At 38.1% G+C, this 13,036-nt stretch carries 9 protein-coding genes and 1 pseudogene; 5 read left to right on the forward strand and 5 right to left on the reverse strand.

Going from position 1 to position 13,036, the window contains the following annotated elements; all coding sequences use genetic code 11:
- Positions 1-343: 343 nt before the first annotated feature.
- The gene (locus CRI9333_RS05475) at positions 344-2,473 is read left to right on the forward strand and encodes a M3 family metallopeptidase (protein ID WP_015202166.1); all 2,130 of its coding nucleotides are present in this window, start codon (positions 344-346) and stop codon (positions 2,471-2,473) included.
- Positions 2,474-2,883: 410 nt separating this feature from the next.
- On the opposite strand, the gene CRI9333_RS24755 is transcribed toward CRI9333_RS05475, so the two are convergent.
- On the reverse strand, positions 2,884-3,582 hold the full coding sequence (locus CRI9333_RS24755) for a hypothetical protein (RefSeq protein ID WP_015202167.1): 699 nt from the start codon (positions 3,580-3,582) through the stop codon (positions 2,884-2,886).
- A 157-nt stretch (positions 3,583-3,739) separates the two neighbouring features.
- On the opposite strand from CRI9333_RS24755, the gene CRI9333_RS05485 reads away from it, so the two are divergent.
- Together CRI9333_RS05485 and CRI9333_RS05490 are read left to right on the forward strand one after the other, a co-directional pair.
- Positions 3,740-4,153 (forward strand): DUF1636 family protein, encoded by a 414-nt coding sequence (locus CRI9333_RS05485; protein WP_015202168.1) that lies wholly within the window; start codon positions 3,740-3,742, stop codon positions 4,151-4,153.
- 175 nt (positions 4,154-4,328) lie between these two features.
- Entirely contained in the window at positions 4,329-4,514 is a 186-nt protein-coding gene (locus CRI9333_RS05490; RefSeq protein WP_015202169.1) for a hypothetical protein, read from the forward strand.
- Here CRI9333_RS05490 and CRI9333_RS05495 read toward each other — a convergent pair.
- On the reverse strand, positions 4,498-6,207 hold the full coding sequence (locus CRI9333_RS05495) for an ABC-ATPase domain-containing protein (RefSeq protein WP_015202170.1): 1,710 nt from the start codon (positions 6,205-6,207) through the stop codon (positions 4,498-4,500). The two genes, CRI9333_RS05490 and CRI9333_RS05495, sit on opposite strands and share 17 nt — an antisense overlap.
- A 108-nt stretch (positions 6,208-6,315) precedes the next feature.
- Between CRI9333_RS05495 and CRI9333_RS05500 the strand changes: the two genes are divergently transcribed.
- On the forward strand, positions 6,316-6,519 hold the full coding sequence (locus tag CRI9333_RS05500) for an RNA-binding S4 domain-containing protein (protein WP_015202171.1): 204 nt from the start codon (positions 6,316-6,318) through the stop codon (positions 6,517-6,519).
- A 277-nt stretch (positions 6,520-6,796) separates the two neighbouring features.
- On the opposite strand, the pseudogene CRI9333_RS05505 reads toward CRI9333_RS05500, so the two are convergent.
- Positions 6,797-7,896 (reverse strand): annotated as a pseudogene (locus CRI9333_RS05505) (ISAs1 family transposase).
- Positions 7,897-8,026: 130 nt separating this feature from the next.
- The gene (locus CRI9333_RS05510; RefSeq protein WP_015202172.1) at positions 8,027-8,485 is read right to left on the reverse strand and encodes an EVE domain-containing protein; all 459 of its coding nucleotides are present in this window, start codon (positions 8,483-8,485) and stop codon (positions 8,027-8,029) included.
- 162 nt (positions 8,486-8,647) lie between these two features.
- Here CRI9333_RS05510 and CRI9333_RS27650 point away from each other — a divergent pair, with 162 nt between their 5' ends.
- On the forward strand, positions 8,648-11,809 hold the full coding sequence (locus CRI9333_RS27650; protein ID WP_015202173.1) for a PAS domain S-box protein: 3,162 nt from the start codon (positions 8,648-8,650) through the stop codon (positions 11,807-11,809).
- 300 nt (positions 11,810-12,109) lie between these two features.
- On the opposite strand, the gene CRI9333_RS05520 is transcribed toward CRI9333_RS27650, so the two are convergent.
- Positions 12,110-13,015, reverse strand: coding sequence for a DUF2382 domain-containing protein (locus CRI9333_RS05520; RefSeq protein WP_015202174.1), 906 nt, complete (start codon positions 13,013-13,015; stop codon positions 12,110-12,112).
- Positions 13,016-13,036: the final 21 nt, after the last annotated feature.

Here is a 13,036-nt window from a genome sequence, read left to right on the forward strand (position 1 = left end):
CATGTCTATCCCAAGTCTCATAGGATAAATTTAAGGCTTAAATGATCTCAAACCCCTACTTAGCAAAACATTGAGAATAAATTCGAGTTAACTTAGCACACTAAGTACGGAAGAGGAAAAAGCGCTTCGCTCTACAATTTTCCAACGTTGGGCACAATTTGCTTTCACATCCAACGTTGATTGTTGAGTTAAATCAAAATCAACCTCTAATTTCTGCAAGCCGCCTATTAAATCCCTACCATAATTCCAGTGTGGGTAACACTCCTACAATCATGGGGCTTACACTACATTGAAATTATAAGTAATTAACGAAAATTAAGATCAGACCTACTAAACATCCACTATGACGGCAAACGCTACCATTACTAACAATCCCTTACTTATTGGCAAAGGTCTACCGCCATTTGATGCGGTTCAACCAAGTCATGTAGTACCTGCCATGACTCAATTATTGGCAGAACTTGACACTGAGCTTACTAATCTAGAAGCAAATGTTAAACCAACTTGGAATGATTTAGTCGAACCTCTGCAACAATTTGTAGAGCGTTTAAGTTGGAGTTGGGGTATTGTTAACCATTTAATGGGTGTGAAAAATAGCCCTGAACTGCGGTCAGCCCATGAAACTGTACAACCGCAAGTAGTACAGTTTTGGAATAAGTTAAGTCAAAGCCAACCTTTATATAAAGCATTTAAAGCCTTAAGTGAAAGTGATGCTTGGGATAGTTTAGAGCCTGCTCAAAAACGGATTGTTGAAGCAGCGATTAAAGATGCAGAACTTTCTGGTGTAGGATTAGAAGGAGAAAAGCGCGTTGGCGAAGCCCTTTCGGAGAAAGCTCGCTTCAATGCTATCCAACTAGAATTAGCAGAACTTTCCACCAAATTTTCAAACCACGTCTTAGATGCAACTAAAGCTTTTAGCTTAACTCTCACCAACAAAGAAGAAGTAGACGGTTTACCCCCAAGTTTACTCAGTTTAGCTGCTGCTTCTGCCCGTGATGCAGGAGAAGAAAACGCCACCCCAGAAAATGGACCTTGGCGTATTACTCTAGATGTCCCCAGTTATGGTCCCTTCATGCAGCACAGCACTCGCCGTGACTTGCGGGAAAAACTTTATAAAGCCTTTGTAAGTCGTGCTTCTAATGGTGATTTAGATAACAGCCCTATCATTGAGCGCATTTTACAACTCAAGAAAGAAAAAGCCCAAATACTAGGTTTTAACAGTTATGCTGAGTTAAGCCTAGCTAGTAAAATGGCTCCTAACGTTGAAGCAGTAGAAGCACTACTAGAAGAACTCCGCCAAGTTAGTTATGATGCTGCTATTAAAGATTTAGAAGAACTAAAAGCTTTTGCTGCTGCTAAAGGTGCAGCAGAAGCAAATGATTTAAAACATTGGGATGTTAGTTTTTGGGCGGAACGTCAACGGGAAGAAAAATTTGATTTTAGCGCCGAAGAATTACGTCCTTATTTCCCACTTCCTCAAGTTTTAGACGGGTTATTTGGTTTAGTAAAACGCTTATTTAATGCTACTGTTACCCCTGCTGATGGACAAGCACCAGTTTGGCATTCCGATGTGCGTTACTTCCAAGTTGCAGACGAAACAGGCAACCCCATTGCATACTTTTATTTAGACCCATACAGCCGTCCTGCTGAAAAGCGCGGCGGTGCGTGGATGGATGATTGTATTGGTCGTGCCAAGATTACTGAAAACGGTACAACTGATACGCGCCTACCTGTAGCTTATTTGGTATGTAACCAATCTCCCCCAGTTGACGGCAAACCTAGCTTGATGACTTTTGGGGAAGTGGAAACACTGTTTCACGAGTTTGGTCACGGCTTGCAGCATATGCTGACTAAGGTAGATTATGCTGGTGCAGCCGGAATTAATAATGTTGAGTGGGATGCGGTAGAACTAGCTAGTCAGTTTATGGAAAACTGGTGCTATGAAAGACCAACTTTAATGGGGATGGCAAGGCATTATGAAACAGGCGAACCTTTGCCAGAACATTACTATCAAAAGCTAGTTGCAGCTAAAAATTATATGAGTGGTAGCGGAATGCTGCGGCAGTTGCACTTTAGCTTAGTTGATTTGGAATTACATCACCGCTATCAACCAGGTGGTAATGAATCTATCAAAGATGTGCGTAACCGTATTGCTAAAAATACTACCGTTTTACTACCGCTACCAGAAGATAATTTCTTGTGTGCGTTTGGACATATCTTTGCTGGCGGCTATGCAGCCGGATATTACAGTTATAAGTGGGCTGAAGTTTTAAGTGCTGATGCTTTTGCCGCGTTTGAAGAAGCTGGTTTAGAAGATGAAAAAGCTGTCTCTAATACTGGCGTGCGTTACCGCGATACGGTACTGGCGTTAGGTGGTAGTAAGCCGCCAATGGAAGTATTTAAGGCTTTCCGAGGACGTGAACCTAGTACGGTTGCTTTGTTGCGCCATAGCGGTTTAGCTAATGCTGCTTAAGTTGCTGTGCGAACTGACAAGTCAGGGCTTGCGCGATACTCTTGCGGAGTCGCTATGCGATCGCATTTTTACCATCTAACTGTCACAGCAACTTCATATTAGATAATTAAAGTAAGAATATAGCAAATATTTCAATTTGCTCCTTACACCAATACCAACGCACCTCGCCCTTTCCCTACTAAGTGACAGGGCATTTTATTATAATTAAGTCAACCTAATTAAATAGTCAGATATGGACTTTCAACTCTGTCTGCCTCCTCTAGCTTCTTCTGCTTGTCCCCATCTTGTGTTTTATTAAATAGAGCTACTTATTTGAAGGCTTTGAGCAAATAATAAATATATCTATAAACAATAGAAAACCGCCTGTTTAAGGCGGTTAATCAGATTAATCTTTAATAATTTTGTTACGTTTACCGCATAGTTAAATCAGAATTAAGAATCATTTGGATTTGAGTATTTGGTTGCAACACCATTACATTAGAATTTGTGCGATTGCCAGTAACCGCATCAGCAATTATACTCGCCAGATCACCAGATCTTTGCGAACCTATATCTCCGTTAGCCAATTCTTCAGTTCCATAAAATGTCCTAGAAGTTGCATTGATCTGATAACTGTTGCCATTAGAAAGTCTCAGTCTACGGGCTACAAATTGAAAGCCTCCATTTGTAGGTCTAAACTCGCCTTCAACTCTAGTATTCCTTGGAATTAAAACCTGGTTTTGAGTATTTCTGATATCCCTAACTACTCTCAGTGTTATAGAATATGTTTGATTTCTACGCAAGGTAATTGTACGCGAACCACTATACTCAAGATCTAAAACAGTATTCGCGGATAAAGTGTAACCCTCATTAGTAGACTGATCGTTGTTATAAGGATCATCGTTATCACCGTTGTCGTTATCACTGTTATTACGACGATTGTTTTGATTTTTCTGCTGTTTGCAGTTAGCATTACTTCGGTCATTTTTACAGCGATATCCCCGCGCTGGTGCATGGGCGGGTGGTTTAGCTTCGGCAATGCTAGCGCTGACAGCAATACCAGCACTGGAAATCATTAATAAAGCAATAGAGACAGGAAGAAATGAATGTAAAGGTTTTCTGTTATCCATAATGATTGATACTGGAAATATAATGGGCAGTTGAGAGTAAATAGCAAAGACGTGAATTTACCTCAAAAAGTTTCGGCAATTAAAATTGAATAAAAAACCTCCGCAATCAATTATGATGATTAGTCCTAGTTTTAATTTCAGTCGTTAATATTTTTATATGCAGCCACAGCACACTTTGTTTGTTTGCACAAGTTGCGCCAGTGTTTGGAAAGATGGAAAAACTATCGGTAAAAGCGGAGGACAACAACTACTAGAACAACTATTGCAACTTTATCCCAATTGGGATCTGAGAGATGAATGGCAGATTCAGCCTGTAGAATGTATGAGTGCTTGTAGTCACTCGTGCGCTATCTCGTTTGCTGCAATTGGTAAATATACTTACTTGTTTGGTGATTTACCTTATTCAGAAGAAAATTTGTCAGCTATAGCAGATGTTTTCAACTGTGCTGATAACTACTACTCTAAGCCTGATGGTTTGTTACCTTGGTCAGAACGACCAGCAGCACTTAAAAAAGGAGTTGTAGCAAGAATTCCACCAATACCAATTAAAACAGTAAGCAGTAAAGAGTAAATTTTCCCCTCCCTGTTGACGGGGAGGGGGTTTATAATTAATTATGTTGACTTAATTAAATACTTACTTAAGATAGAGGGAAAAAATAGATCTACAGCCCATAGTTAATAATAAATAGATATTTGTTCTCAATTTAATTTTTAATAAACTTTATAAAAACTTAACAAGCAAGACTATGATTACTCAAAACTTTGTGATTCTTTTTAAAGAAATAGTTCCTGGCTTTGGTGCTAAACAGTCTGGAGATTGTAGTGTAAATCTTGGCTGTGGCTGCAAGAAGCCAGGGACAGAGTTACATTGTGAAGAATGCCCTTATCTGGAAGCTTGTTTGTCTCGTTCTAAATTTAAAGCTTCGGTTTAGTATTTAAAGAACGCCAGCGATTAATTGCAGCAGCTAACTCTAAGCGTCTGAAGAATACGAAGTTTCCTTCGGGGAATGATGTCAGTATATCAAAGCTTTGGGTTGTAATATCCGCGATCGCACTATCTAAGATCTCTGGTAATGTGTAATGATCGAGATAATGCTGCTCAATATAGCTAATTGTAGCTGCGATCGCTCTTAGTTGTCCAACTTCTACAAGTTGTTCGACTCCTGATAAATCAATTTCTTCTCTGTTAAAGATAATAGTGTCTAAATCTCTGACTTTCCACTCGCGTTTATACTGATTAAAATTCGAGGGAGATTTATTTGCTAATAAAACTCTTGCTGTTAGTTTTCCAAACTCTTGACCACCTTCAGTAGTACGATTAGTTGTATATTGTTGTGCGATCGCTTTTGCTTTATCCGTCACTTCTGATGGTTGAAAATCTTGCATTGCAATAACGGTATCTGCAACATCAAAATAATCACCGCTACCACCCATTACCAAGATAGTAGAAACGTTATATTCTGTGTAAAGTTGTCTAACTTTATCTATAAAAGGTGTGATTGGTTCAAAATCTTTGGCGATCAAAGCTTGCATTCTGCGATCGCGGATCATAAAATTAGTAGCAGCCGTATCTTCATCTACTAATAACAGTTGCGTACCAGCTTCTAACGCCTCAATAATATTTGCTGCTTGGGAAGTGCTACCACTAGCATTTTGTGTAGAAAAATTAGTAGTTGAACGGTTTTGCGGGAGATGATTAATAAACGGTGAAATATCTACACCTGTAATACTGCGCCCATCTTCCGCCCTAATTTTAACTGCGGATGAATTGGTAACAACTAATTCCCGTCCATCATTAGGGATATGATTATAAATACCTAATTCTATCGCTCTTAATAAAGTAGATTTACCATGATAACCACCCCCAACTATTAAAGTAACGCCTTGGGGTATTCCCATACCTGTTACTAAACCACGATTGGGACAGTTAAACTCTATACTTAAACTATCTGGTGATTTAAACGGTATTACTTGATCTAAAAGTGGTCTTTCATCTACGCCACTACGACGAGGTAAAATTGCACCATCACCAACAAAAGCAACTAACTTTTTTTCCCTAAGTGAGTCTCTAATAAAATCTGCATCTTCCGCAGTAGTAATATGATTTTCAATTGCTGCGGCATCAAGATTACTATATATTAATGTCTGTTCTATTAATTGCGGAATTTGTTCGCATAATAATTCTACTGCTTCTGGTGCATTAATCCGCCGACCATCCCCAGGTAAACCGACAACAAAGCGTATTTCTACAAACTCATCGTTGATAAATGCAGAGGTACGATCTAAGATAGCTTGAGTTGGAAGTGCGATCGCAATTAACCCACTATTTCCAGTCCCGCGTCGTTCACGGAGCGACTGGGTAGCATGATAAAATTCTCTAGTAATATAATCTCGTAAAGCTATTTCTCGGCTACGATTTTGATAGACATTACGGGGAAACTTAGCAATAGCTTGAGGAATTTTTACCCGTAATTGGCTAGGTGTAGCAAAAGGATCTCCCTGTACGCGGTCAATAATTAAGGTAAAATTGGGAAAGTTGTAACTTCCACGAATATCTTTATAAGCTTTATACCCGCGATGATCTAGGGAAATTAGTAATTCACGCAAATTTTCTTGGCTTGCCATTAGTTAATATATATTATGGATAAAGTATTGATATCTCTATAATGAGGGGATTGATACTCTAAATAGATATCTTGTTGTAATTGAGCGATCGCATATTAATTTTATTTTATGACCAATAGCAATAATACAATTGAACTGGGAAAATTTTTGAAATGGGCGGGAGTAGTGCAAACTGGGGGTGAAGCTAAGATACTCATCCAAGCAGGTAGAGTTAAAGTGAATGATGTGATTGAGACGCGCCGAGGACATAAATTAGTAGAAGGCGATCGCGTTTTTGTCAACAACAGATCTTTCACCGTCGAGTTAAATTGATTTTACTCTACAAAATTAAGCCTAAAACAAAACTCCCCTCCCCTTGATAAGCAGGGCTGTTTCATTTTCCAGAATTATATTTCCAACATTGACTCTAAATCTTTTTTATTTATCAAATTAAAATTTAGCACTAATGTTTAATATAACTTTAATTAATTATTCCTTGATAGATTAACTCTATACACAGCATAAATTTTCCGATGCTTTATCCCATCAGGCTTGAAGCTCCTCTTAAGTTATTTTTTTAACGAAAACTACTGCTGATAATTTTCAAATTTTAAGTCAATTCTTCCGTCATAATGAGCAGTTTGTTCCAGTGATTACCTAACCACCTTTTTCCCTCGGTTATAGAGATGAAACCCAAGCCGCGAAAAAGATTCAAAACTATTGTTTTTAAAATGGAAAAATTAGTAGCTGCTTGAATTTGATGAATTTTCATTTTATCTTCATTTAAAATTACGTCTTTGACCCAGTGAACTTGATTTTCTATTCGCCAATGCCCTCTAATTCTTTGGTTAAACGTTTCCGCATCTGCGCTCATGCTACTGATGTAATAAACTGTTTCTTGATATGGTGAGCTTCCTCTCCATCCCCAGCGTTCTACTTTAATCAAGCTTTGAATATGTGACCAGTTTTTCAATTTAATAATATTATTAAAAACTGTTACTTCTCGAGTTACTTGTCGTCCATGACTTTGTCTTTAGTGATACATCGGCTGGATGGCTCAATCATATTTGTTAAAGTTTTTACTTGCTCATACAATTTATTTTGGTTTTTCTTTAAAGCAATTAAATAATTATTTTGACTTTTGATAATTGCTCTAGTTGTAGTTTGATTACAATGCAGCGCATCGGCGCTTATTACTTTTCCTTTAAAACCGCAATTCCTTACTATATCTTGAACTTCGGCAATTTCTGACTTACTTTTATTCTCGATTTTACTCAGGGCTATCACTAATCCTGTTAGTTGACTAAATACAGAAACTATTACCCCAAAATTTTGCGATTTATCTGCATAGTTTGTTACTGTGCTTCTCAAACTTTTTCCATCAATTGCCAACCAGTCTGTTTCATCTATTTGCGGATAGTTTTCTTTAGCCCACTGATTAAAAACTTCGCTGAGATTTTGCCAGTCCATGCCCATCATTACCCTTCTTATAGTTGCACAAGATGGTAATCTTTCCGTAAATATTTCCAAGTTATTAATCAGATTCCTTTGCTCATATTTTACAAAATGCCCAATTTCTCTATAGCCCTGATACCCTGACATCATCCCTAAAACTACTACTAATAATACTATCCATAAGGGATGTCTTTTTCCTTGACTTTTACGAAAATCCTTGACTTTCTTCAAGTGTTCTATTAGACTAACAAGCATGATTTTATTAAAAAAAAAGAGCGATCGCTGTGATTTTATCAGGTAGCGATCGCTCTTTCTTTAAGAATTTGCCTTGGAAAATGAAACAGCCCTGCCTTGATAAGGGGAGGGGTTGGGGGTGGGGTTCTTTTTAAGAATCAGCGATCGCAATAATTTTATCAGCTACTTCCTCTGATACTGGCATAACTGATAACATATTGCCTTTCTTGAGTACGCTTAATTCGCGATCGCTAAATTCTTGCTTAAGTCTTTCCAAAGAAATAATATTAGGAAAAGCTTCGACAAATTGTACAATCACAGTTTGCCATCTCGATGACACTTTACTGGATTTGGGGTCATAGTAAGGACTATTAGGGTCAAACTGAGTATGATCTTCCACATTACTTTCTACCACAGACATTAACCCGACAATTCCCGACGGTGCAGCATTAGAATGATAGAAAAATGCTAAATCTCCTGGTTGCATTTGACGCAAAAAATTACGTGCTTGATAATTACGCACCCCATCCCAAACTGTAAAACCTTGCTTTTGCAAATCAGTAATGCTAAATGCTTTTGGTTCCGACTTCATCAACCAATAATTTATCATATATTTTATCCATTTTATACCCTAAGACAGGTTATATTGTTACTCTTTTAATGTAAACATATTCAAACTTGCTAATATTGACAAATTAATCTACTTAGTTGCAAGATAGCTGAGTCCTCATTAGATAAAATTTATACAATACTAATTATTTAGGTTATGGATATGCGAACATCTGACCAAATTAAGGCAGAAATTCAGGAAAAATTCGGTTTTGTTCCGCCTTTTTTTAGTCCCGCAGAGTCCACGCCACAGGTGCTAGAAAACCTTTGGCAACAAACATTATCTGCTTACATTGATAATCCATTACCAGCTTTATTTAAAGAAAAGCTATCTGCTTATCTTTCACGCTATTGTGCCATTCCTTATTGTATGGTTTGTCATAGCTGTACATTACGACCATTAGGAATGAGCGCCCATGAAGTATTACAACTTTTAGAATCAACGCCACCAACAACAGCAGAAATTAATCAATATTTTCCAGGGGTAGATACACAACAAATTTCTATAAAAAATTGGGCTGAACCTGACACAGCTATCGAAAATTATATATTTTACTGCTCAATATTAATATTTTTAGAAATTTCAGATAGTGAAGAGTGTCAAACAAAACTACGTCGCTTGCTAACTCCAGACGCTTATAATTACTTGGTTTTATTTATTGGTTATGTAAAAACTTGCCATACTTGGATGCTATCTCATCCAGAAGTATCTTATGAAGCAGATAGGCGCGTTCAAGATTATCTGCAAGGTTCTCTACAAGAAGAACCTGCTTTAAATGATTTTTTCGCTAACTATAAAGAACGGGTAAGATTAGAAAGTGAAAACCGCGCTGTCAGACTAGCAGAATTAGCTGAACGTCAACGAGGAGAGGCAATTTTACGGCAAAGTGAAGAACGTTATCGTTCCTTAGTCGCCGCAACTTCGCAAATAGTATGGCTGAGTAATGCTGCGGGAGAATTTATTAAAGATGTGGCAGGTTGGAGTGCTTTAACAGGGAGAAGTGAAGCAGCATTAGCAGGTTGGGGATGGTTAGAAGATATTCATCCAGATGAGCAAGAAGAAACAAAAGAAAAGTGGAAAAATGCGATCGCCACACACAGCAGATTTGAGTCGGAATTTCGTCTGAATACGTCGAACCATAACTATAGATATTTCTCGGCTCGTGGTATTGCTGTTAAAGAAACAAATGGTAGCATCCGCGAGTGGGTGGGAACTTGTACAGATATTACTCAGCGCAAACTAGCAGAGGAAAATCAACAAAAGCTGGTTTCCATCATAGAAAATAGCTCGGATTTTATTGGTCTAGCAACTCTAGATGGACAACCACTGTATTTAAATGAAGCTGCTCGGCAAATGGTAGGTTTAGAAAGTGAGGAGCAAGTCAGACAAACAAAGATTACTGATTACTTGAACCCAGAAGATTTACCGTATGTGCAAGAGCATATCCTACCTACTGTATTTCAACAGGGACGCTGGGAAGGTGAATTTCAATTTCGGCATTTCAAAACAAATCAGTTAATACCTGTTTATTACAACTTATTTACAACTAAAGATAAACAAACAGGCAAAATTCTAGGTTTAGCTACTGTCACTCGTAATATTACCGATAAAAAGTTAGCTGAATTAGCACTAAAAAAAGCTTACGATGACTTAGAAAGTTTGGTGCAACAGCGAACTGCTCAACTATCAACAGCAAATCAATTACTCAAAGCAGAAATTGCTGAACGGCAAAAAGCAGAAGCAACGCTAGAGAAAGAACAAGAGTTTTTAAAAGTAATCTTAGATAACGTGCAAGCTGGAATTGTTGCTTGTAATGCTAATGGAATTTTAACCTTGTTTAACCAAGCAACAAGTGAGTTTCATGGATTACCTAAAACACCCATTCCGGCTAACCAGTGGGCAGAATATTATGACTTATATCAACCTGACGGTAAAACCAGGATGAAAACCGAGGAAATTCCTCTATTTCGAGCATTACGGGGGGAAATTGTTCATAACGTAGAAATGATGATCGTTCCCAAAACAAACAATAACCCATCCGGTATTGCCCGTATCTTACTAGCTAGTGGAAGAGCAATTATTGATACCAACGGTAACAAACAAGGAGCCGTTGTAGTCATGCACGATATTACTGAGCGTAAACAAGCTGAGGCACAAAGAGTACAGTTAATTAGTGAGCAAGCAGCACGTAAAGAAGCTGAAGCAGCACGTAATGAACTGCAACGAATTTTTAAGCAAACTCCGGCTGCAATTCAAATTACTTATGGCTCTAATCATATACTGCAAACTGTTAACTCTCTCTATATCAAACTTATAGGTAAACGCGATTTGATTGGTAAAACTATTAGAGAAGCTTTTCCTGAAGTAGAAGGACAAGGTTATTTTGAATTACTCGATCAAGTATATGCAACTGGTCAACCTTTTGTTGGCAAAGAAATGTGTGTAGAATTTGACCGTAATGATGATGGCATTGTTGAAGAAAGCTTTTGGAATTTTGTCTATCAACCTTTGTTTGATAGTAATAATCAAGTTTATGCAATTATGACTCATGCTGTAGAAGCGACGGAACAAGTACGTGCTAGACAAGAAATTGAGAAAAAAGCTGAGGAATTAACAGAATTAACAGAAGCTTTAAAGCGCAGTAATCAAGAATTAGATCGGTTTGCCTATGTCACCTCTCACGATTTGAAAGCACCATTGCGAGGTATTGCCAGCATAGCAGATTGGATTGAGGAAGATTTAGCTGAGTGTTTGACAGAAGAATCGCGATCGCATATAAACTTACTACGTGGGCGCGTTTATCGCTTAGAAGCTTTAATTGATGGAATTTTACAGTATTCACGCGCTGGTCGCGTACAACTCATTGGAACAGTAAATGTTGCTGATTTGCTATCTGAAACTATCGAATTGCTTGCCCCACCGCCAGAAGTAACAGTCATAATTGACCCAGGAATGCCTACTTTAAAAACAGAGCGCATTCCATTACAACAAGTATTTATGAACTTAATTAATAATGCTATTAAACATGGGAATAAATCTGATATTTGTATAAATATTTCAGTTAAAAAACAGAGAAAGTTTTATAAATTTTCTGTGTCTGATAATGGGGTAGGAATAGAACCTCAATATCATCAAAAAATTTGGGAAATATTTCAACGCTTAGAGGCTAGAGACAAGGTAGAAGGAACAGGCATAGGGCTGGCAGTTATTAAGAAAATTATCGAAAGCCGAGGTGGGCAAGTTTTCATTGAGTCAGAATTAGGTTGTGGAGCAACTTTCTCTTTTACTTGGCAAATTAATTATTCTCAACCAAGACATACTTAAATTTTTAATATTTACTTTGTTAGCGTGAGGAAAATCTTAGAAAATTTTAATTTTATTGCTATGTCAAGACTTACGCAGAGATCCCCCTAAATCCCCCTTAATAAGGGGGACTTTGAATTTCCCCCCCTTATTAAGGGGGGTAGGGGGGAATCAAAGTTTCAAGCTTTCGGTGCGTAAGTCCTATTAATCTGATTTTCTCGATGAAAAGTGAAAAGCAATTATATCAAAAATAAATAGCCTGCGTAGGCAGGCTTAGTTAGTGTAGCCTCACCCTTCAGGGTGAGGGATAATTGAAGCTAATTAGCGTCGATCTACATTCAAGTTATCGCCTGTATTCAAATCCAATTCTTCCCGACGTACTTGACCTTCCGCAGTAGCAGTTTCTTGAGTTACTTCTTTGCTAACTCTAACTTCCTCACGCACAAAAGCTTCTTTGCGAACATCAGGAGTTTCTGTATAAACATCTACCCGTGCAACTTCACCGTCGTTGAACTTAGCTTCACCAGGACTAACAACGCGCCCTGCATCAGATGGGGAAGTGCGTTCAATTACCACCCGTTCTTTTTCTATGGGTACAGCAACTTGTGCTGTTTGAGTTTCTACGTGCTTACCAATTGTTACTTCCCCTGCTTTAGCACGGGTTTTATTAGCTACTAACCGCTCTTGATACAACTTCAGCGTTTTATGATTCTGATCATTCATCCCGTACAAATCTTGATCGCGATCATAATTGTAGCTACCTGCCTGATTATAGTTAGCACCAACTACAGGAGCAGCCGCAGAAGGCATAGTTAAGGGTGCTGTATCAATAGGTGCAGAGGCATCTAAATTTGCTGATGTTTCTACACCTTGAGGGCGATAAACTCCCCTGACACTCTCTTCATAATCATGATCAATTTTCAGATCGTCGGTGAATTCAGGTAGAGCTTTGGCTTGCTCCTTAGTTAACCCGGTTGCATAGATCCGTCGGTTATTATCATCAATCCGTGCGCGACCTATTGGCAATAATACTTGCTTACCGAAAATCCAACCACCTGTGTCGATTACCAGATAACGAAAATTACCGGATTCATCAACTAAAATGTTTTTGACACTTCCAACTTTTTCCTCGTCTACATCTGCATAGACATCCATTCCTTTAACATCATCACCATCAAAAGTAGCTTGGTAGTTATCATCAAGTTCTTCGAGCTTGTAAAGTACCATATTAAAATTCCTCAGTTTTAT

It is taken from the genome of Crinalium epipsammum PCC 9333, from assembly GCF_000317495.1.
Classification (GTDB): Bacteria; Cyanobacteriota; Cyanobacteriia; order Cyanobacteriales; family PCC-9333; genus Crinalium; species Crinalium epipsammum.

Coding starts and splice junctions, on each gene's coding strand:
- CRI9333_RS05520 (WP_015202174.1), bottom strand. CDS start 13,015: ATGGTACTTTACAAGCTCGAAGAACTTGATGATAACTACCAAGCTACT.
- CRI9333_RS05485 (WP_015202168.1), top strand. CDS start 3,740: ATGCAGCCACAGCACACTTTGTTTGTTTGCACAAGTTGCGCCAGTGTT.
- CRI9333_RS05500 (WP_015202171.1), top strand. CDS start 6,316: ATGACCAATAGCAATAATACAATTGAACTGGGAAAATTTTTGAAATGG.
- CRI9333_RS05510 (WP_015202172.1), bottom strand. CDS start 8,485: ATGATAAATTATTGGTTGATGAAGTCGGAACCAAAAGCATTTAGCATT.
- CRI9333_RS05475 (WP_015202166.1), top strand. CDS start 344: ATGACGGCAAACGCTACCATTACTAACAATCCCTTACTTATTGGCAAA.
- CRI9333_RS27650 (WP_015202173.1), top strand. CDS start 8,648: ATGCGAACATCTGACCAAATTAAGGCAGAAATTCAGGAAAAATTCGGT.
- CRI9333_RS05490 (WP_015202169.1), top strand. CDS start 4,329: ATGATTACTCAAAACTTTGTGATTCTTTTTAAAGAAATAGTTCCTGGC.
- CRI9333_RS05495 (WP_015202170.1), bottom strand. CDS start 6,207: ATGGCAAGCCAAGAAAATTTGCGTGAATTACTAATTTCCCTAGATCAT.
- CRI9333_RS24755 (WP_015202167.1), bottom strand. CDS start 3,582: ATGGATAACAGAAAACCTTTACATTCATTTCTTCCTGTCTCTATTGCT.